Origin of the sequence: Qipengyuania sp. NPDC077410 (assembly GCF_044543405.1) — a bacterium.
Lineage (GTDB): Bacteria > Pseudomonadota > Alphaproteobacteria > Sphingomonadales > Sphingomonadaceae > Qipengyuania > Qipengyuania pacifica.
In genome coordinates this window covers 1,260,065-1,279,055 of the sequence record NZ_JBITWB010000001.1, presented here as the reverse complement: position 1 = coordinate 1,279,055, position 18,991 = coordinate 1,260,065, and the positions used below count along the sequence as shown (strand labels likewise).

Sequence of the window (18,991 nt, the reverse complement as noted above, 5' to 3'; positions counted from 1 at the left end):
GGTATATCGATTCCGAACGCCAAGCAGAAAAGCTACCCAAAAGTTCATCATGAACCTTCGGGTTGGCTTTCTGAAACCGAATCGCCTATGGCCACTTTCAGATCGGAACGAAGTGGAGCAGATGAACAAGATCACGCAGACGAAGAAGCGGGCGGCGATTCTCGCCGGGGCTCAGCGCGTGTTCGTACGCGAGGGGTACGAGGGTACCAGCATGGATGCAGTGGCGCGCGAGGCGAAAGTCGCCAAGCCGACGCTCTACAATCACTTTCGCGACAAGAACGCGCTCTACGTTGCGGTGGTCGAGCATTCCTTGACCCGGGTGCGCAGCGAGATCGTACCACCGGAATTGCGCGACATGACCGCGACCGAAGGTCTCAAGGTCATCACCACGCGCCTCGCACGCATGTTCGGGCGTGACGACGACGTGCTGCGTCTGTGCCGCATCTGCATCGGCGGCTTCGACCGCTTTCCGCTCGCTACTTCGACCTTCATGTATAACGGCCCCCAACGCGGCAACCGCGAAGTAGCGAGCATGATCGCGCTATGGGCCGGGCGGGGCGAGCTAGCGTGCGACGATCATGAATTTGCCGCCCAGCAATTGAGTGAACTTTGCAAGGTCGGGATTTTCGATCCGCGCTTGTACGGCTCGCGCGAGAAGGCGTCGATCGACGAATGTGATCGGATTGCTGCGGCCGCGTATCAGACCTTCATGGCGCGATATGGCAAATAGGAGCATGCGACGTAGATCTGGTATCGCCTCGCGGATACCAAGACAGACATCGCCGAGAGCGATGCTTTTGATCGTCCTTTCTGCCGCGCTCGGTGCCTGCGCAACCCTGCCCCAGCGCGAAGACGTTTCCTCGGCGGCGCGGATGGGTGGGCAACTCGTTGATTTCACCGGCACGCGGTTCGATACAGAGGCACCAATCGAGATTATCCGGCCATGGCATGATCGCTGGATGGCAGAGAGGCGAGCCTCGGGTGACGACGAACCGATCGATCTGCTGGCCATCTCCAGCGGGTCGGACAAAGGAGCCTTCTCGGCAGGCTTCCTTACGGGCTGGAGCAAACGCGGCGACCGGCCCGACTTCGATCTCGTCATCGGGGTCAGCACCGGCGCGCTTATCGCGCCTTTTGCTTTTCTAGGTCCAAGCGAGGACGACGCTTTGCGCCGCCTCTACACGACAATCGACGCGGACGACATCTACCGTCAGCGTGCGATCTCCGGGCTGCTCGGTGGACCAGCTTTTGCAACCAGCCGTCCCTTGCTCGAAATGATCGAGCGCGAGGTTTCGCCCGAACTTGTCGAGCGGATCGCAGAGGAACACCGGAAGGGTCGCCGCCTTCTGGTAACTACGACCAATCTTGACACGCAGCGCGGCACGATCTGGGATCTGGGTTCTATCGCCGTCTCGCCGATGCCCAACCGCGAGCATCTTATCGAGAGTCTCCTTCTAGCCTCCTCGAGCGTCCCTGCGCTGATGCCGCCCGTAATGATCGATGTCGAGGCGGACGGGCAGCCCTTCCGCGAAATGCATGTTGACGGCGGCACCGCAGGAAGCTTCCTCGCGATACCGCCCAGCATCCTGTGGGGACAGGCCGAGCTCCGTGAGCGAGCGGATGTGACTAACGGCTCCTTCACCATTCTGTATAATGGCCGCCTTGCGCCGCAGGTCGAAGGCGTCGAGCCAACGGCTTTTTCGATCCTGCGCCGCTCGATCGAAACCATGATCGCCCATGCCGATAGGAACATCCTACGGTCCTATCGCGAATTCGCCGTCCATCATGGCGTAACGCTTGCGGTCTACCAGATCGGTGACGATTTCGATGATGACGCCTTCCCAGACGAGCAGTTCGATTCCGCATTCATGCAGGCCCTGTTCGCCCATGGCGAAGAGCAGGGACGTCAGTGATGATGTAGGGGCCTGCCGGCCTCCTACGGCGTTGGCCGTCGGGTTGCGAAGGCCAGCAAAAAGCATCTGTCAATGCCAGCGGACGCTGCATCTGAATGCTAATTTTTGTTCTCTCGGGCCTGCTGGTAGTTGCATTGAACTGCGCGAAACAGGTCACCTTCATGGGCGCGGCTATCGCTTTGCTCAACCGGTTGGTCGCGGATCGCGTCAAACCGACAACGCTCCAATTCATGGTCGCGGTCGTTCTAACTGCATTCTGGCTGATGCTTGGGTTGGTTTGCTCAGTCTGCCTTTGGGCGTCACGTCAGTCTGGAGAAGTAGGGCCGACGCACCCATGAAGCATCTAGCTAAACCGGACATCATCGCAACTCCGCTTGAAGGCGTTACCAGTTGCGGTTGGGTTCTGACAGACAGCGGTCTGGGTCTCAACCCGCGCAGACCGGATCGCAACTCTGTCGAAGAAGTCAGCCGATATCTCGCGAGGTTGCCTGGTTTTGACGTCGAACCGCTACAGCGTACTTGGCTGATGGTAAGTGTGATGGTTCTAAGCCTGAGAGGCTGAATGAAGAACTCCAGAAATCAACGTGTTAGGCGGCCCGATCGAGTCCTCTTCTGGCACCATTTGTTCTTCTCACGTTCTCCCAAATAATCTATAAAACCCGCAGAAATCCTAGGGATTTGGCCCTTGGATCGTTCCGGATCGTCCCGCCTGTTCTCGGGGGTTCCAGACACTTTTGTGGGCCTTTTGAGGCCATTTCGCAAAGGCCCAGATGAAAAGGCCCCCACATGCCTCTGACAGATACTCGCCTCCGCGCACTCAAGCCCAAGGATAAGCCGTACAAGGTAACCGATGAGCGTGGCCTGTATGTTGAGGTCACGCCGACCGGCGGTAAACTTTGGCGTTTCCGATACCGGATCGGCGGCGCGCAAAAGAAGCTCTGCATCGGCAGCTATCCCGACATCAGCCTCAAGCAAGCGCGAGACGCGGCCTACGAGGCGCGACGAGCTGTTGCTTCAGGGGGCGACCCGGCTTTTGAGAAGCGGAAGCGGAAAATCCGCGCGGAGTTCCTTTCTGCACAGACGTTCGAAGCAGTCGCACGTGAGTATATTGAACAGATGATGGTCCAGAATGGCCGCGCCGATGGCACGATCGTCAAGGCCAACTATTTCCTCGACAAGCTTGCACCTGCCATCGGGAACCGACCCATCAACGAGATCGAGCCATTCGAAGTCCTGGCTCCTCTCAAACGTCTGGAAGCCACTGGTAAGCACGAGACTGCGAAGAAATGCCGCTCGTTCGCAGGCCGCGTGTTTCGCTACGGTGTCGCTACTACCCGCTGCAAATCCGATCCGACCAGTATGCTGAACGTTTGGGCGAGAGCGATCGAGGGCGCAAGTGTGACGGTTTGGCATGTGTTTGAATTCCCTTCGATCGGGCGGCTTCGTTCTCAAGCACCCAACTGGCCGCACGCGGTCAGCCTTCAATGCCCGGCCCGCGCCAGTTCGCTCCGCACCCGTGTTGAACACGAATTCTGCCCTTGGCCGTGCGGCCCTTCCGTTGGTGCAACGAGCCACCAGACACGAAAGAAAATCATCATGGCACGCAGCAATACCGCACCCGCGCAGGAGACTAACCCGCCGGAATTCCTTGCCTGGCATGTCGCCAACAAGGGCGACAAGGGTTTCTGGACCCGCATCGGAGCCGCGTGGTTCCACCGCGACCGCAAAGGGCTTTCGCTTCAATTGGAAGTGGTGCCTATCAATGGCCGGATCGTCCTGCGCACGCCGTTGGACGACGAGAAGAAGGAACCGGGCGCTTAGTGCCCGGCCTTCGAGTGGGTGGACTGGAATTGAACCATTGGCGGATCGACAGCTTTCAGCCGACGAGACGTTAGAAGCGAACTTTCATCGATAGTTGCCTTTGTTTTTACAGCTTTGCATTACGCATCGGCAATGCAACTCCGTGTCGGCAAGTGTCAGGGGCGCCGTATCACCGTCCTTAGGTCAAAGCGCGGTCTGAACACTAGGGAGAGCGGCGGGAGGCCTTTCCCGCGGCATCCTCTGCACCGGCGGCAGGCTGATGATCGTCGTTGATTTCGCGGCCAAGAAGATCGAGCGTCACGGTGCGAGAGAATAGGACACGTGGCGATGGGCCTCTCCAAACCCCCTCGCCATCCTCGATCCGGAAGTTTGCAATGTTAGGAAACAGCGCGTCGTCAATGGGGTAGAGCGCTCGCGGATTGTGGTGTAGCTCGAGTTCGTCGGCCCAACCTTCCCAGTAAGCGGGATCCTCCACGTCAAAATCGAAAGGGATGGCCTCGTAGGCGTCTGGGCGTGGGTCGTTCCAGCCACCAGACCGCCGGAGGGTAACGAACCGATCACCAAAGCCAGCACGCACCGCCATGCGGTTGAACTTAGCGATCGTACCCGCGTTGCTAAACAGCACGGCCGACACGTTCTCCGTCCCATCCTGCTCGAAAAACGGAAGTATCTGGTTCGAGCCCTTCTCGAAGGCGTCAATACGCTTTTCCTCGCCATATTCGCGGCCATCAGGTCCGGTGCTGACGGCGGCGGAACGACCATATAAATAGATAGGCAGCGCTGTATGCGACCAAGTCATCGAGGCTTGCGCGTGGAAGTCGGCGATCGCCAGTACGAATGGCTTTCCCTTGACGTGATCAAGCTCCCAGTAGCGCTTGCCGACTTTGGTATGTAGGGGCGACCCGAACTTCAGTGTCATTTCCTTTTCAAGGAATGACCATCGATCATCAGGAACGGGAGGCGGTTCTCCGCCCGTTGTCGCCACAGCGCGGGTGTCGGGTGCGTTAGCGGTAGTCGCCTCGACGAAAAGCTCGATCCCGTTTCGCTCCAAGTGGTAGTCGGGTGACTGATGATCGTGACGTAACCGGAAGCCCATTTCGCGGAACGCGAATGACAGGTAAATCTCCCAGACGCGGGCGCTGTAACCTGTCGTTTGGAAGTCTCGGGCGAGGTTGCCGTCCAAGTCGGGCACCCAGCGCGAAAGCTCGGCCATTAGCGCTTTCGCCCCGCGCTGCGCTACGCCGTCTCGAAGGATTCTGAAGCCGGGATGCAGGGCCGTTTCATCTACTTCGGCGATCGGCGAGAATAGGTCGGTCCCTTTGGGCTGGTCGGGCAATGGCTTTAGGGTTGGTTTGAGTTCGAGGGCCGATAGCCCCATGTTGCCGCGCAGCATGTCTTCGGCGGCCCGGACCGTCGGAAGGCCTCGCTGATGTCCAACCGGGCGGTAGCGTCCCTCGCCATCGCGAGCGATCACCGCGAGGCCCACTTTGCCGGGACCACCCTTAAGATAGACCACGGCGAGGAGCCGCTCCCGGTCGGCTGACCAGAAGGATGTGGGCGAGCACTCGTCCCTAAAGTCCTGCGGCAGGCCCCAGAGTGCAAGCGCCTCGAAGCGCTCTCGTGACATCCGCTCGAAGCCGCTCTGGCGATCAGGATCGTAAAGCCGGACGTCGTCAGCCAAGCGAGCGATCAACTCTTCTCGCGATATAAAGAGGTCGATGCTATCGCCCTCGTTTTGTTGATCGGAAGGCTGTCTGCCTTGGCTTCCACTCATCTATCCCCCAATCCTTCAAACCGATCCACAGCAGCAATGACTGGTCGGCGACAGTTACAAGCGATGCGGTGGCATCTAACCGAAAGCAATTTCCCGAGATCAGCTCAAACCCTGCCGCCTCCCACCAATCACGGGCGGTCCATGCCTCGCACGCAGTTCACGGTCCCACTTAATCATGTCGAGTACGTACGATGAGAACGCGAGGTCTCGGTATCCCATCGAATAGCGCCATTCGCGAGGATCCAGCGCCGCCAGCTGATCCGTAGCAATCGACGCGGGACCAAGATAGGCAATTAAATCTGCGGTTTGGAAGTCAGGACCTCGCCAAAATGATAGGCTGTCCTCATCCGCGACGATGCGTCCGCTCGTTAGGACGTTGATCAGTTCGTGGGCCTGCCGGATTGGGTGTCCGTTTAAGTTTGCTCCGTGGAAGACCCGGTTACCGATGACAATACCGGTGTGGACTTCGCAGGACGCGTCGACATCCCACCCGAGCTTCTGAAAGAGGACCTCCCGATTATTGGTGTTCGCTAGGATCTTGTGCCGCTTGTCGAGCTGCTTCCTGGCGCTGCGAATATGATCCCAGCTGTTGCGCATCTCGTGGACGGACACCGGATGGTAAGCGTTTTTGCACTCGAACAGGAAGAGCGACCGATCGCGCCAGGCGACAACGTCCAGTTCCAACTCTTGGCCAGCAACCTTCACCTCAAAGTCGCTATGGACGAGGAAGCCTGCGCAACCCAGCGCCTCCGTTACAGCTTGGACCACGCGGTCCTTGGGGCCAATGGCGGCAGACCGGAGACGGTTGGCGACGATCGTGTTACGCACGAGGTTTGAAGCCGCGACAACGTGCGGCGCTATGACGTAGTAGCCCCCGGTATCCAAGAAAGGGCGATACTGTAGGTCGAGGTGCGGCTCGCCCGGCTCCATCGTCAGGAGGGAGACGATCTCAACGGCTTTGTCCACATCGCCGAAAATCAGCTCCATCTGCTTTATAAGGTCGTCGTGACGGATGACGAGCAAAGTCGAGGTCAGGGTCAACTCCCCGCGCTCGGACTCGTCCTTCAGGTCCGAAAGACGTCGCTGATAGGCGCAACTGAGAAAGTTGAAGTAGCGCTGCACCTTAAAGACGTCCATCGAGGTGACGTGGTCGGTGATCGAAAAGATCAATTCCTCGAACGTGCCGAAGTTGTCGACGTCGAGCGCGAGGAGCATTTGGAGTTCGTCGAGAAACAGATCGTCGCGCGCGAAGAACTCTTCGAAAATTTCAGGCACGGCCGGCAGGCGCAAAACCAATCTACGTATCGGTTGTTCAACCAGCTCAAGCATCTCCCCGAAGCTGCCCCGCTCGAAGCCGCGGTCGATAACAGAGCGCATGGAGATCGCAGGCTTTGTCTGCTGCAGGTGCGTGTAGCGGATCATTCCCTGGTTCTGTGACTGGATGTAGCCAAGTCGGACGGAGCGCTCGAGGTCGGGATCGATGGAGGAGATGGTGACGGTCTCACCCGCACTGTCGGCGCGGTACGGAAGGCCGTCGATGAAGAACTCGGCTTCCCTGAACTTCGTAAGGCGGATAGCGGCAACAAGCAACCGCTCGTAGACGAGCGCGTTCTTCGTGAAAGCGTCCGTGTCCACATGTGTGAAGCTGACGCCATCGACCGGAAACATAGAAGCGTAGGTGCGCAACACGAGCGAGGCCGCTTCAGCATACTCTTCCGAGGAGTAGCGATGGCCGCTCAGGGAGCTTGCCTCATGGTCGTTCAACCAGCCGTGGTAGAACAAGGTGTTAACCATCACGAATACGGTCTTCAGTACCACGGCATGGCGCGACCGGATCGTCGTCTCTATCTCTTTCTGTAGTGCCCGGGCGTTGCCGGCGAGGCGCGAAAGCGCCACGACCGATTCGAGATACACGATTCGGTCAGGGGACGCCGTCAGCAGCTCGCGCACGCTGAGCGCGGCCTTGGCAACCCTGCCGATCAGAGATCCCCGGAATTCATACCGCGATGCTCGCAAAACACCCTCGCGCCGCATGCAGGCGATGGCATGATCCGCGTCGAGAAACATCATGGCGAGTGCCGTCGCGATTGCTTCGCCCGCGCGGTTATCGTTTAGATACTTTGCCAGCAATTGGACATGAGCCTTGACATCCGAGGCGAGTGACTTCGACGTGGGTTGGCGGACTTGGTTCCGAAGCAGCGCGACCATCGCCCGCTGGCTTTTGGCGGCAATTAGCCGGGCCGCAAGATCTGATACTGGCTGGAACTGGGACAATTCATTCTCTTTATTATGACCGACAGTGCGTGACGATATGCTGCGAATGAGAATTTTTCACCATGTCGGCTACCCTAATTTCCCGTCCTCTAAGTAGCCGGTGCGCGATTTCTGAATCAACAGACGCTTGTCCGCTATTTTGCTCACGCAACATCAGGAAGCATGCGGACGGCGCCCAACTGAACGGCCATAATTGGATTTTATCGATCTACGGTCGAACGATTGGAATAGGGCGCAAAGCCGCCACCATCTCAAATTGCAGTCAGCGACTCGCTCCGCGTTGTCGAAGCTCATCAAGATAGTCGCTCCACCATTGCGCCATCTTTACGCGTTCATCCCAGTAGTTCCCGCGATTGTAGACGCCACGAATAGCGTTGCTGTCACCATGAGCGAGTGCCCGCTCGATGGCGTCAGGATGCCAGAGGCCGCTTTCATTTAACATCGTTGAAGCAGTCGAGCGCAGTCCGTGTGCCGTCACTTCTTCTTTAGTGAACCCCATACGCCGAAATGCCGCGTTGATCGTATTCTCGCTCATCGGGCGCTGGTTCGTATGGAACGCCGGGAAGATGTAGCCCTTGCTGCCGGTAATTGGTTTGAGCTCTCGCAACAGGTCCAACACTTGGCGTGATAGCGGCACCACATGGGCCCGCCGCGCCTTCATCTTGCCTTCCGGTATTGTCCAGGTGGCCTTGTCCCAATCGATCTCGTTCCACTCGCCGTGGCGAAGCTCACCGGGTCGCACAAAGACATGGGGTGCGATCTTCAGCGCGAACTTCGTCGCCGGGTAACATTCGAAATCATCGATAGCACGGAGCAGCCCGCCCAACTTCTCTGGTTCGAGGATCGCCGCGTAGTGCCGTGCTTTGGGCGTGACCAGTGCACCCTGCAGGATCGAAGTCGGATCGGTTTGGCACTGGCCAAGCGCAGCTCCATGCCGGAACACCCGGCTTGCGAAGGAGCGGCACTTCTTCGCTGTCTCGAGATTACCTTTGGCTTCGAGTTTCTTGAGCGCCGCCAGCATCAACTGCGGATCGACATCGTTGATTGGCATATTGCCGATCGCTGGCTTGAGCAGTTCGAGGAACCAGCGCGCCTTGCGCAGCGTGGCCTCTGCCCTGCCTTCGGGCACCATCTTCTCGTCGATGTACTTATTGGCGATGACCTCGAAGGTGTTCTCCGCACCTAGCTTGATCCTGGCCTTCTTGCGCTTACGCTCCAGCATTGGATCGATGCCATCGGAAACCTTGAGCCGTGCTCGGTCGCGAAGCTGGCGCGCTTGCGACAAGCTGATCTCAGGGAACGCGCCGATGGGCAGCTTCTTCTCCTTACCGCCAAAGCGGTACTTGAAATACCAGAGCTTGGAGCCGTTCGGCTTCACCAAAAGCAGCAGCCCCCGCGAGTCGTATTTCTTGTATGACTTGTCGGCAGCCCGGAAGCCTTTGATTTCCTGCACATTGAGGCTCATTTGGGGGCCTCACTTTCGTGCGATTTGGGGGCTTTTGAGCTGGAGCCCCCAGCCGAGGCCCCCACAGACGTTGGAACAAAGCGGAACAAAACAAGACCTCGCTTTCTGCGCTAGAGGTCAAGAATGGCAGAATTCCGCCATTTCTGCAATGTTTTGGAACGTTCTGATGAGAACAAATGGTGCCCAGAAGAGGACTCGAACCTCCACGCCCTTGCGAGCGCCGCCACCTGAAGACGGTGCGTCTACCAATTCCGCCATCTGGGCACACTTGTCGCAAAGCCGGTCATCAATGCACGGCTGCGGGTAGGCGCGGGCCACTAGCGAAGGGCGCCCTGCCCTGTCAATGGCTTTCGCACATGTCGGAACGCTTGCGGCACAGCGAAGGTTGGGGCTAGGGGCGCAGCAACGATTCCACCTTCGAGGATACAGGCGAATACCATGGCGAAAAGCGGCGCGTTGAACGGCAAGCTGGTAGTGCTGATGGGTGGCAGCGGTTTTCTCGGCAATTACGTTGCCCAGGCCCTGCTCGAACGTGGCGCGCGCGTCCGCATCGCCAGTCGTAATCCCGACAAGGCTTTCAAGCTGAAGCCCCTCGCCAATCTCGGCCAGATCCAGTTTGCGCGCTGCAATGCGGCAGATCGCACGTCGGTAGAGCGTAGCATCGCCGGGGCCGACGCGGTCGTGAACCTGATCGGTGCGTTCGACGGCAATCTGCGCCGCCTGATGGGCGATGCGCCCGGCTGGATGGCCGAAGCCGCTGCAAGCACAGGGGCCCGCGCCTTCGTACATGTCAGCGCGATTGCGCCCGAACCGGACGAAGATGCCGAAATCGAATATGCAACAGCCAAGCGGCTGGGCGAAAAACAGGTTCTCGCGGCCTTTCCGAAAGCGACCATCCTTCGCCCCAGCATCGTGTTCGGCAAGGACGACAAGTTCATCAACATGTTTGCAGGTCTGATTTCGAACCTGCCGGTGTTGCCCGTTTTCGCTCCGGATGCCAAACTGCAGCCGGTCTATGTCGACGACGTGGCCGAAGCCGCCGTCCGTGCACTCGAGCAACCCGACGTTTTCGGCGGCAAGATCCACGAACTCGGCGGTCCGGAACAGCTTTCCATGATGGACATCAATCGCGCGATCGCAGAGGCGCAATACCGCGATCGCAGCTTCCTGCCGATGCCCGATGCGATTTCGGCGATCTTCGCGGCCCTGCCCGGCACTCCTATGGGGAGCGACCAGTGGGAACTGCTGAAATCCGGCAATGTCGTTTCGGGCGACCACCCCGGTTTCGACAAGTTCGGCATTTCGCCACGGCCGCTAAGCCTGTTCCTCGACAAATGGATGGTGCAGTACCGCAAGCACGGCCGCTTCAACGAACGGGCGAGCGTCTAGATCAGGCGTCTTTCGCCGCGCTTCCGTCTAGCAAGGCGACCGGCTCCACCAGCAGATCCGAGCCCCTGCTCCCGATGATGCGTACGCGCGTGCCGATATCGGCATCGCTGCCGCGCGCGTTCCATTCGCCGTCTCCGACCTTGACCCGGCCCGAGCCGCTTTCGATCGCCTTCGTCACCAGTGCGGTTTCCCCCACCAGCCTGCCGGTCCGATTGTTCAGCAGCGGGTCGGATGAGATGATGGGCCGATCGCGCAGCCAGCGCTTGGCGGAAAAGGCAAAGATCAGCGACAGCGATACCCAGGCGATGATCTGCATCGCGAGCGGCGGCCCGGAAACGAAAGCCAGCGCGGCGATCGCCAGTGCCGCCATCGCCATCCAGATCAGATAGACCCCGGGCACGATCATCTCGAGCGCGGCCAGGGCCAGTCCCACGATCAGCCAAATCCAGTATGTGTCGATGCCGTCCATGGCCCCGCCCCTATCCGTTCCTGGACGGGGGCACGCTGGGCCGGCGTACCGGGGCGCGGTCGCGCGGGTCGGCGATGGGTGTGCCCGTGTCGGCCGGTCCCTCCGCCTTGTCGAAGGCGCCCCGCATCAGTTCACCGATCCCGCCGAGCGAGCCGATGAGCTGGGTCGCCTCGACGGGAAACAGGATCGTCTTGGCATTGGGACTATCGGCGAACTTGCCGACTGCCTTGGTGTATTCCTGGGCGACGAAGTAATTGATCGCCTGATTGCCCGACGATGCGATCGCGTTCGACACCATCTCGGTTGCCCGCGCTTCGGCTTCGGCGGCGCGTTCGCGGGCCTCGGCATCGCGGAACTGTGCCTCGCGCTTGCCTTCCGCCTCGAGGATGGCCGACTGCTTGCGGCCTTCTGCGCGAAGGATCGAACTGGTCTTGTCGCCTTCCGCCTCGAGGATTTCCGCACGCTTGAGCCGTTCCGCCTTCATCTGGCGCGCCATGGCTTCGGAAATATCCATCGGCGGGCGGATGTCCTTGATCTCGACGCGGGTGATCTTGATGCCCCAGGGCGAGGTGGCATGATCGACTACGCTCAGCAGACGGGCATTGATCTCGTCGCGCTTCGAGAGTGTTTCGTCCAGGTCCATCGAACCCATCACCGTGCGCAGATTGGTGGTCGTCAGCGCCAGGATTGCGTTGTGCAGGCCCGACACTTCATAGGCGGCCTTCCCCGCGTCCAGTACCTGGAAGAACACCACCGCATCCACGCCGACCATGGCGTTGTCCTTGGTGATGATCTCCTGCCCGGGAATGTCGAGCACCTGCTCCATCATGTTGATCTTGTGCCCCACGCGGTCGATGAAGGGGATGATCAGATGCAGACCGGGATCGGCGGCGAGCGTGTATTTGCCCAACCTCTCGATGGTGTAGACATAACCCTGCTTCACCACGCGCACGCCCATCATCAGGAACAGTATCGCGACCAGAACAATCAGCGCCAGAACGAGCGTACCGCCCATGTTGGAAACCCTCCTCTATTCGGGGGGTATCGTAGCGAACGCAGGACTGGCGGCAAGCGAAAGCGGCGCTGCTACTTCGCCCCGGTGTAGTCGGCACCATAGATGGCGTCGCGAATATCGTGGTGCAGCGTGCCGTCGAAATCGATTTTCTGGGTCGCGAACACCACGGCCATGTCCTGCACTGGATCGACCCAGAACAGCATGGACGGCAGCCCGTCCCAGAAGAATTCGCCGGTCGTGCCTTGGTTTTCCTCGGCATCGCGCGGCGGCCCGGTGCGGACGAAAAAGTCGAAACCGAAACCGCCGTTCCCCTTGCCGACCAGCCAGCTCCGGTTCTCGGGCCCGATGCGCGGGTCGAGGTGGTCGGTCGCCATGAGCTGCACCGTGGCAGGCTCGAGGATGCGCACACCATCCAGCTCCCCCTCGTCCAGCAGCATGCGCGCAAACCGCATGTAATCGTCGACCGTGGTGACGATGCCCGATCCGCCCATTGTCATCGGCTTGCCCATGAAATTGGCTTTCAGCCATTCATCGCGCGGCATGGGTTCCAGCGTGCCGTCATCCTTTGCGATATAAATGCGGGCGAGCCGGGCCAGGTCCGCCTCGTCGCGCTTCCAGCCGCTGTCGGCCATGCCTAGCGGGTCGAAGATGCGCTGCTTCACATAGCTGTCGAACGGCTGGCCGGAGAGGACTTCGACCAGCCGGGCCTGCACATCGACCCCGGCGGAATAACTCCAATGCGTGCCCGGTTCGTAAAGCAGCGGCACCTGCGCCAGCTTCTGCGAAAACTGCGCCAGGGTATTGTCGGCGCTCAGCGGGTCCAGCTCCTGCCATGTACGATCGGCAGCAGTCTGCGGTTCGCCGCCCGGGCCGTAGCTGAAACCGGCTGTATGGCGCAGCACGTCGCGCACTGTGATGGCGCGTCTGGGCTGCGCCACGATGGCGCTGCCATCTTCGCGCTCGCCCGTCAGCACGCGGGTCGCCCGATACTCAGGCAGGTACCAATGCAGCGGATCGTCGAGGCCGAATGCGCCCTTCTCCCACAATTGCATCAGCGCGACGCCGGTGACGGGCTTCGTCATCGAAAACACCTGCACCAGCGTGTCGCGGGAAAACGCCTTCCCCTCTTCGCGAACAGCATCGCCGGAAGCCGCGAAGCAGGCTTCTTCGCTGCCTTGCCATATCAGCACGGATGCACCGACGGTGCGGCCTTGATCAACGGCTTTGCCGATAAATTCCGCGGCCGCGGCGCAATCGGGTTCGAACTCCTGCGCTGCCAGCGGTGTCGCCAGCACCAGAGCAGCAAGAGCAACCGAATGCCGCATCAAAGCGCGGCGGAATACAGGCGAAGCAATCTGGCCCATGCCCGTTCCGCCTGCTCGCGGTCATAGGCGGGGGAATCCGGCACGCACCATCCATGGTCGGCGGGATAGACTTCTATCTCGGCCTCGCACCCGGCAGCGGTCGCCGCATTGCGAAGCGCGGTTTTTGCGCCCGGCGCTTGGGCATCGTCATCCTGCGCTATGGCGATTAGGTAATGCGCATCGGCGCGCAGCATGGTGTGCGGGCTCGGCCCGTCTTCGCGCACCAGTCCGCCCCCATGAAAGCTGGCGCCCGCTTGGATGTGGTCGTCTGCCGACGGTGCGACCACGGCGAAGCTGCCCGTCATGCAATAGCCCTGCGTTCCGATCCCGCGATCGGTATCGACTTCGGGCTGTTCCAGTAGCCACTCGGCGCAGGCGCGCGCATCGGTCTGGATTGTCGCCGGGGTGAACTTGCTGCGCCACGGTTTGACCTTGTCGAAACCGCCATTGGCGGCAAAGCTCGCGAAATCTTCGAACTGCTGCCCGGCAACGTCGCGATAGTACGGGTTGGCCAGCAGAACCGCGTAACCCTCATCGGCCAGCCGCTGTGCCATCTGCCGCTTGGCCGGGCGAATGCCGGCGATATCGGGCCACAGGATTACGGCAGGGTGCATGCCGCTGGCGGGATGAAAGAATTCGCCATCCATCGTGCCGGCAGGTGTTGCGAAAGTGACCTTGCGTCCGCTCCTGTTCTGCGCGGCCGAACTTTCGGCTGCCCGCTCTACAGGTGCACAGGCCACGGCCCCCGCTGCCATCGCGCCCGCCCCGAAACCGCGTCGCGTCATCGCCTGCCGTCCCCAGCGGGCCAGCATTTCTTGGTCGCACATCGTTCGTCACTCCTCTGTCCCGTCAGTCCGGCACTGTTGCAGCTAGCCAGCGTATGGACAAGCTTTCGCTGGAGAGGCAAGATAGGTTGCATAGAGCGACGCAAATGTCGCCGGGGGAGAGAGCGATGCGAGGGATCGGTTGGGCGGCGCTGGCCGCGCTGGGGTTTGCGGGCGTCTTGTCGGGATGCAGTGTGGGCGCGGCCGAAGAACCGGCAGGCGGCATCGACAATACAAGGCTGATCAATGCAGCCGACGATCCGGCGAACTGGATTACGCATGGCGGCACATATGCCGAACAGCGGTTTTCGCCTCTCGACCAGATAAACCGCGAAAACGTCTCCGGGCTCGGCCTTGCCTGGTTTGCCGACATGGACACGGCCCGCGGGCAGGAAGCGACCCCGTTGGTGATGGACGGCAAACTCTACGTCACCAGCGCATGGAGCAAGGTCTTCGCCTTCGATGCCGCGACCGGGAAGGCATTGTGGAGCTACGATCCCCAGGTACCCGGCGAAACCGGCGTGAAGGCTTGCTGCGATGTGGTCAATCGCGGGCTCGCCGCCTGGGGGGACAGGCTTTTTCTCGGCACGCTGGACGGGCGGCTTGTCGCACTCGATCGCAATACCGGCAAAGTCGTCTGGGAAAAGGTCACCGTCGATCAGTCCAAAAGCTACACCATAACCGGCGCCCCGCGCGTGATCGATGGCAAGGTGCTGATCGGCAATGGCGGCGCCGAATTCGGCGTACGCGGCTATATTGCGGCCTATGATGCGAAGGACGGTCACGAGCTCTGGCGTTTTTACACTGTGCCGGGCGACGATGGCGATGACGCGCCTGAATATCTGAAGGCAGCTCAGTCCACCTGGAGCGGCGATGCGCTTTCGGGCGAAGACGGGATCGGCGGCGGCGGGACCGTGTGGGATTCCATGGCCTATGATCCGGATCTCGATCTGCTCTATATCGGGGTTGGCAATGGCAGCCCGTGGAACCGCGCCTATCGCAGCCCCGGCGCCGACGGCACCGGCGAAGGCGACAACCTCTATCTGTCCAGTATCGTCGCCATCCGGCCCGATACCGGGGAATATGTCTGGCACTATCAGACGACACCGGGGGAAACGTGGGATTTCACCGCGACCCAGCACATTATCCTGGCCAACATGAAGATCGGCGGGCGGGATCGAAAGGTGCTGATGCAGGCGCCGAAGAACGGCTATTTCTACGTTCTCGATCGCGCCACGGGCGAATTCATTTCCGCCGAACCCTATATCCCGCTCAACTGGTCGACCGGGATGAGCGCCGACGGCCGGCCGCAGATGAACCCCGAAACGCGCATCGACATCACCGGCAAACCGGCGCTGGTCATGCCGGGGCCGCTTGGCGGGCACAACTGGCATCCCATGGCTTACGACCCGGGCGAAAACCTCGTGTACATTCCCGCATTCGAAGCGGCGATGCTCTATTCTCCCGAAGCGAACTGGAAACCCGACAGGGCCCGCGGTTTCAACATCGGCTACGATCTGGGCGCGGGCGACCTGCCGCCCGATCTGGGTATCAGGCGCGAAGTACAGGGAACGATCAAGGGGCGCCTCGTCGCCTGGGATCCGGTAGCGCAGAAGCCGCGCTGGACGGTCGAACATCCCGGGCCGTGGAACGGCGGCGTTCTGGCGACAGGTGGCGGGCTTGTCTTCCAGGGCAATTCGGGCAGCGACTTTGCCGCCTATAATTCCGCGACCGGGGATCGCTTGTGGCGTTTCGCCGCGCAGACGGGCGTTGTCGCCCCGCCCATCACCTATTCGGTTGATGGCGAACAGTATGTCGCTGTCCTCGCCGGATGGGGCGGCGCTTTCGCTCTGTCGGTCGACGGGGAACTGATCGACAACATGCGCCCGGTTCGCAACATAAGCCGGCTTCTCGTGTTCAAGCTCGGGGGCAAAGAGCAATTGCCGGCAGAGCCGGACTTTGCCCTGGCCCCGCTCGATCCGCCACCTTCGCGCGCCACTGCAGCTACGATAGAACTCGGCCGCACCAAATATGCGCGCTATTGCGCCGTTTGCCATGCTCCCGGCGCGGTTGGATCGACCGAGCTTCCCGACTTGCGGCGTTCGGGCGCGCTGGACAATCAGAAGGCCTGGGTTCAGATCGTCCATGGCGGCGCACTGGAAGGAAACGGCATGGCCAGCTTCGCCAAATCCCTGTCGGAGAGCGAGGTCGAGGCAATCCGTCAGTATGTGATCAAGCGCGCCAACGAGGACAAGGCCATGGAAGCCCAGCGCGCCAAGACCCGCACCGCCGCGCGGTAGGCATGGGCGATCCACATCTGGCGCCCTGGAAGGCGCTGCTCAGCTCCTGAAGACGACCGTGCGCTGGCCGTTGAGCAGAACGCGGTCTTCGAGATGCAGGCGGACGGCTTCAGCCAGAACCCGGCTTTCGATATCGCGGCCCTTGCGCACCAGCTGATCGGGCGTGTCCGCATGGCTGATAGGCTCGACGTCCTGATGGATGATCGGTCCTTCATCGAGGTCGGCAGTGACGTAATGCGCACTTGCCCCGATCATCTTGACCCCCCGCTCGTATGCCTGGTGATACGGCTTTGCGCCCTTGAAGCCGGGCAGGAAACTGTGATGGATGTTGATGCACCGCCCGCTGAAATGCGCGGCCTGTTCGTCCGACAGGATCTGCATGTACCGCGCCAGCACGACCAGCTCGGCCCCACTCTCTTCGGCGATTGCGCGCACCTTTGCCTCCTGCGCGCTTTTCTCGCCGCTCGTCACGGGGAGGTGATGGAAGGGAATGTCTCCCAGATGCGTATGCTCGATTGCCGCGCGCGGATGATTTGAGATGATTGCCACGGGCTCCATCGGCAATTCGCCGATCCGCCAGCGGTACAGCAGGTCGGCCAGGCAGTGATCGAACTTGCTGACCATGATGAGCACCCGCCGCGGCCGGTCGCGCAGCGCAAGCTTCCAGTCCATCGCGTGTTCGGCGGCAATCGGTGCGAACTCTGTCCGGATCATTTCGCGCGATGCCTCGCCCGGATCGAACTCGACCCGCATGAAGAAGGCATCGCTCGACCGGTCGTTGAACTGCTGCGCTTCGAGGATGTTGCCGCCGCGTTCGAACAGAAACGACGTGACGCGCGCGGTGATGCCCGGGCGATCGGCGCAGGACAGGGTCAGGACTAGAGGCTCGGACATCCCGTTTCCATGTCCTGCCATTGTGGGTCGGTGCAAGCGCTATGCGCTTGGGGCGCGACAATCAGGAATTCATCCGTCGAATTCGAACACCACCTTGCGCATGCCCGCTTCGATCAGTGCGGTCCGCACGACCTCCATGTCGGCCTCGCCGAGCGGGGATTCGCAGCTGACCACCCGCGCGATCGGATCGCGCAGCGAAAAGCCGCCGGTCGCGATGACCTGCCGGATCCCGCGCACGATCGTGTCCTCCAGATAGCGCGGGTTGGCGACCACGGAATTGTCCGAAGAGAACGCATATTCCGCGCGCTGGTCGACGAACGTGTCGGTGGGGCGATGCGTCACCTGCACCCGATCGCGATAAATCGCTATATCGAGATCGAGGCGATGTATCGTCATCTCACCGGCGCGCGAGCGCTTCCTCGCTCTGGCTCATCAGCTTTTCGATGATGGCGGCCACCGGCTCTTCTTCCTTCAGCATGCCGACCGACTGGCCCGCCATGAGGCTGCCGTTCTCCACATCGCCATCGATCACGGCGCGGCGCAATGCACCGGCCCAGTAATGTTCGATCTGCAGCTGCGCTTCGGCCATCGCGATTTCCTCGCGGTCGAGCACGCCTGCCACCTCGATCTGCTTGCGGGTGAACTCGTCCGTCCCCTTGTTCTTGAGCGCGCGGACCGGGATCACCGGCAGCCTCGGGTCGACCTGCACGCTCGTGATGGCATCGCGCGCGCTGGCGCGGAAGAAAGCCTTCTTGAAGTTGGGATGCGCGATGCTTTCGGTGGCGCAGGCGAAGCGCGTGCCGAGCTGGACGCCCGCCGCGCCCATTTCCAGATAGCCGGCGATTGCCTGGCCGCGGCCGATCCCGCCGGCAACGAAGATGAGATGGTCTTCGGCGAGTTCGGGCAGCATTTCCTGCGCCAGGACGCTGGTGGAGACAGGGCCGATATGGCCGCCCGCTTCCATGCCTTCGATCACCAGCGCATCCGCGCCGGAGCGCAGCAGCTTCTTGGCGAGCGCCAGCGTCGGCGCGAAACAGATCACCCTGGCGGGGTTCTGCCCGCCCTTGATCGCTTCGACACTGCCCTTGGGCGGAATGCCCCCGGCCAGCACGACATGGCCCACGGCGTGCTTTTCGCACACGGCGATGAGGTCGAAGAGCTGCGGGTGCATGGTGATGAGGTTCACGCCGAACGGGCGGTCGGTCAGCTTGCGGGTTTCGGCGATTTCGGTGTCGAGCAGATCGGGCGTCATCGCCCCGCAGGCGATCACGCCGAACCCGCCGGCGTTCGAAATGGCGGAGACGAGATTGCGTTCGGACACCCAGCTCATCGCCCCGCACAGAATGGCGGTTTCGCTGCCGAGAAAATCGCAACCGCGCTGCATCAAACGCGAAGTCTTGGAGTAACTGTTCATGATGAGATCGCTTAAGCCCACCCCGCAATCCTAGCAAGCACATGCACTCATTCGATTTAACTAGGCATCCCGTAC

The 18,991-nt window shown here is 60.9% G+C and carries 15 protein-coding genes and 1 tRNA gene; 5 read left to right on the top strand and 11 right to left on the bottom strand.

The window, feature by feature from the left end; genetic code table 11:
* The first annotated feature begins 121 nt into the window (after positions 1–121).
* From ACIGGE_RS06280 to ACIGGE_RS06270, 3 genes are all read left to right on the top strand, one after another.
* Complete coding sequence (locus ACIGGE_RS06280; protein ID WP_192796941.1) at positions 122–730, top strand: TetR/AcrR family transcriptional regulator; 609 nt, start codon at positions 122–124, stop codon at positions 728–730.
* A 61-nt stretch (positions 731–791) separates the two neighbouring features.
* Positions 792–1,913, top strand: a complete 1,122-nt coding sequence (locus tag ACIGGE_RS06275; RefSeq protein ID WP_397489718.1) for a patatin-like phospholipase family protein — start codon at positions 792–794, stop codon at positions 1,911–1,913.
* Between the two features lie 786 nt (positions 1,914–2,699).
* Positions 2,700–3,734 (top strand): tyrosine-type recombinase/integrase, encoded by a 1,035-nt coding sequence (locus ACIGGE_RS06270; RefSeq protein WP_397489717.1) that lies wholly within the window; start codon positions 2,700–2,702, stop codon positions 3,732–3,734.
* A 202-nt stretch (positions 3,735–3,936) separates the two neighbouring features.
* Here ACIGGE_RS06270 and ACIGGE_RS06265 read toward each other — a convergent pair whose 3' ends face one another.
* The 4 genes from ACIGGE_RS06265 to ACIGGE_RS06250 all read right to left on the bottom strand — a co-directional run bounded on the left by ACIGGE_RS06265 (position 3,937) and on the right by ACIGGE_RS06250 (position 9,511).
* Positions 3,937–5,415: a hypothetical protein gene (locus ACIGGE_RS06265; RefSeq protein WP_347209442.1), complete on the bottom strand. Its 1,479-nt coding sequence runs from the start codon at positions 5,413–5,415 to the stop codon at positions 3,937–3,939.
* 192 nt (positions 5,416–5,607) lie between these two features.
* Positions 5,608–7,782, bottom strand: a complete 2,175-nt coding sequence (locus tag ACIGGE_RS06260) for a hypothetical protein (protein ID WP_157668099.1) — start codon at positions 7,780–7,782, stop codon at positions 5,608–5,610.
* 262 nt (positions 7,783–8,044) lie between these two features.
* Positions 8,045–9,247, bottom strand: a complete 1,203-nt coding sequence (locus ACIGGE_RS06255; protein WP_066842321.1) for an integrase arm-type DNA-binding domain-containing protein — start codon at positions 9,245–9,247, stop codon at positions 8,045–8,047.
* A gap of 177 nt (positions 9,248–9,424) precedes the next feature.
* A tRNA-Leu gene (locus ACIGGE_RS06250) sits at positions 9,425–9,511 on the bottom strand.
* Positions 9,512–9,685: 174 nt separating this feature from the next.
* On the opposite strand from ACIGGE_RS06250, the gene ACIGGE_RS06245 reads away from it, so the two are divergent.
* Positions 9,686–10,636 (top strand): complex I NDUFA9 subunit family protein, encoded by a 951-nt coding sequence (locus tag ACIGGE_RS06245; RefSeq protein WP_397489716.1) that lies wholly within the window; start codon positions 9,686–9,688, stop codon positions 10,634–10,636.
* A gap of 1 nt (position 10,637) precedes the next feature.
* Here the strand turns inward: ACIGGE_RS06245 and ACIGGE_RS06240 are convergent, their stop codons facing one another.
* The 4 genes from ACIGGE_RS06240 to ACIGGE_RS06225 form a co-directional block, all read right to left on the bottom strand.
* Positions 10,638–11,105, bottom strand: coding sequence for an NfeD family protein (locus ACIGGE_RS06240; RefSeq protein WP_397489715.1), 468 nt, complete (start codon positions 11,103–11,105; stop codon positions 10,638–10,640).
* Between the two features lie 10 nt (positions 11,106–11,115).
* Positions 11,116–12,120, bottom strand: a complete 1,005-nt coding sequence (locus ACIGGE_RS06235; RefSeq protein ID WP_397489714.1) for an SPFH domain-containing protein — start codon at positions 12,118–12,120, stop codon at positions 11,116–11,118.
* Between the two features lie 71 nt (positions 12,121–12,191).
* Positions 12,192–13,484 (bottom strand): serine hydrolase domain-containing protein, encoded by a 1,293-nt coding sequence (locus ACIGGE_RS06230; protein WP_397489713.1) that lies wholly within the window; start codon positions 13,482–13,484, stop codon positions 12,192–12,194.
* Positions 13,445–14,311 (bottom strand): dienelactone hydrolase family protein, encoded by an 867-nt coding sequence (locus ACIGGE_RS06225; RefSeq protein ID WP_375246941.1) that lies wholly within the window; start codon positions 14,309–14,311, stop codon positions 13,445–13,447. The genes ACIGGE_RS06230 and ACIGGE_RS06225 overlap by 40 nt, the downstream gene beginning before the upstream one ends.
* Positions 14,312–14,436: 125 nt before the next feature.
* Here ACIGGE_RS06225 and ACIGGE_RS06220 point away from each other — a divergent pair, with 125 nt between their 5' ends.
* The gene (locus tag ACIGGE_RS06220) at positions 14,437–16,608 is read left to right on the top strand and encodes a PQQ-dependent dehydrogenase, methanol/ethanol family (protein ID WP_397489712.1); all 2,172 of its coding nucleotides are present in this window, start codon (positions 14,437–14,439) and stop codon (positions 16,606–16,608) included.
* A 39-nt stretch (positions 16,609–16,647) separates the two neighbouring features.
* Here ACIGGE_RS06220 and purU read toward each other — a convergent pair whose 3' ends face one another.
* From purU to ACIGGE_RS06205, 3 genes are all read right to left on the bottom strand, one after another.
* Positions 16,648–17,502: a formyltetrahydrofolate deformylase gene (gene purU / locus ACIGGE_RS06215; protein WP_397489711.1), complete on the bottom strand. Its 855-nt coding sequence runs from the start codon at positions 17,500–17,502 to the stop codon at positions 16,648–16,650.
* A gap of 69 nt (positions 17,503–17,571) precedes the next feature.
* Positions 17,572–17,898 carry a hypothetical protein gene (locus tag ACIGGE_RS06210; protein WP_397489710.1) on the bottom strand — a complete coding sequence of 109 codons (327 nt, stop codon included), beginning with the start codon at positions 17,896–17,898 and terminating at the stop codon, positions 17,572–17,574.
* Between the two features lies 1 nt (position 17,899).
* Positions 17,900–18,916 (bottom strand): NAD(P)H-dependent flavin oxidoreductase, encoded by a 1,017-nt coding sequence (locus ACIGGE_RS06205; protein WP_397489709.1) that lies wholly within the window; start codon positions 18,914–18,916, stop codon positions 17,900–17,902.
* Positions 18,917–18,991: the final 75 nt, after the last annotated feature.

Bases quoted from the DNA above. Each gene is read 5' to 3' on its own strand.
- ACIGGE_RS06210 (WP_397489710.1), bottom strand. From the start codon at position 17,898: ATGACGATACATCGCCTCGATCTCGATATAGCGATTTATCGCGATCGG.
- ACIGGE_RS06235 (WP_397489714.1), bottom strand. From the start codon at position 12,120: ATGGGCGGTACGCTCGTTCTGGCGCTGATTGTTCTGGTCGCGATACTG.
- ACIGGE_RS06245 (WP_397489716.1), top strand. From the start codon at position 9,686: ATGGCGAAAAGCGGCGCGTTGAACGGCAAGCTGGTAGTGCTGATGGGT.
- ACIGGE_RS06230 (WP_397489713.1), bottom strand. From the start codon at position 13,484: ATGGGCCAGATTGCTTCGCCTGTATTCCGCCGCGCTTTGATGCGGCAT.
- ACIGGE_RS06255 (WP_066842321.1), bottom strand. From the start codon at position 9,247: ATGAGCCTCAATGTGCAGGAAATCAAAGGCTTCCGGGCTGCCGACAAG.
- ACIGGE_RS06275 (WP_397489718.1), top strand. From the start codon at position 792: ATGCTTTTGATCGTCCTTTCTGCCGCGCTCGGTGCCTGCGCAACCCTG.
- ACIGGE_RS06205 (WP_397489709.1), bottom strand. From the start codon at position 18,916: ATGAACAGTTACTCCAAGACTTCGCGTTTGATGCAGCGCGGTTGCGAT.
- ACIGGE_RS06240 (WP_397489715.1), bottom strand. From the start codon at position 11,105: ATGGACGGCATCGACACATACTGGATTTGGCTGATCGTGGGACTGGCC.
- ACIGGE_RS06280 (WP_192796941.1), top strand. From the start codon at position 122: ATGAACAAGATCACGCAGACGAAGAAGCGGGCGGCGATTCTCGCCGGG.
- ACIGGE_RS06225 (WP_375246941.1), bottom strand. From the start codon at position 14,311: ATGTGCGACCAAGAAATGCTGGCCCGCTGGGGACGGCAGGCGATGACG.
- purU (WP_397489711.1), bottom strand. From the start codon at position 17,502: ATGTCCGAGCCTCTAGTCCTGACCCTGTCCTGCGCCGATCGCCCGGGC.
- ACIGGE_RS06270 (WP_397489717.1), top strand. From the start codon at position 2,700: ATGCCTCTGACAGATACTCGCCTCCGCGCACTCAAGCCCAAGGATAAG.
- ACIGGE_RS06220 (WP_397489712.1), top strand. From the start codon at position 14,437: ATGCGAGGGATCGGTTGGGCGGCGCTGGCCGCGCTGGGGTTTGCGGGC.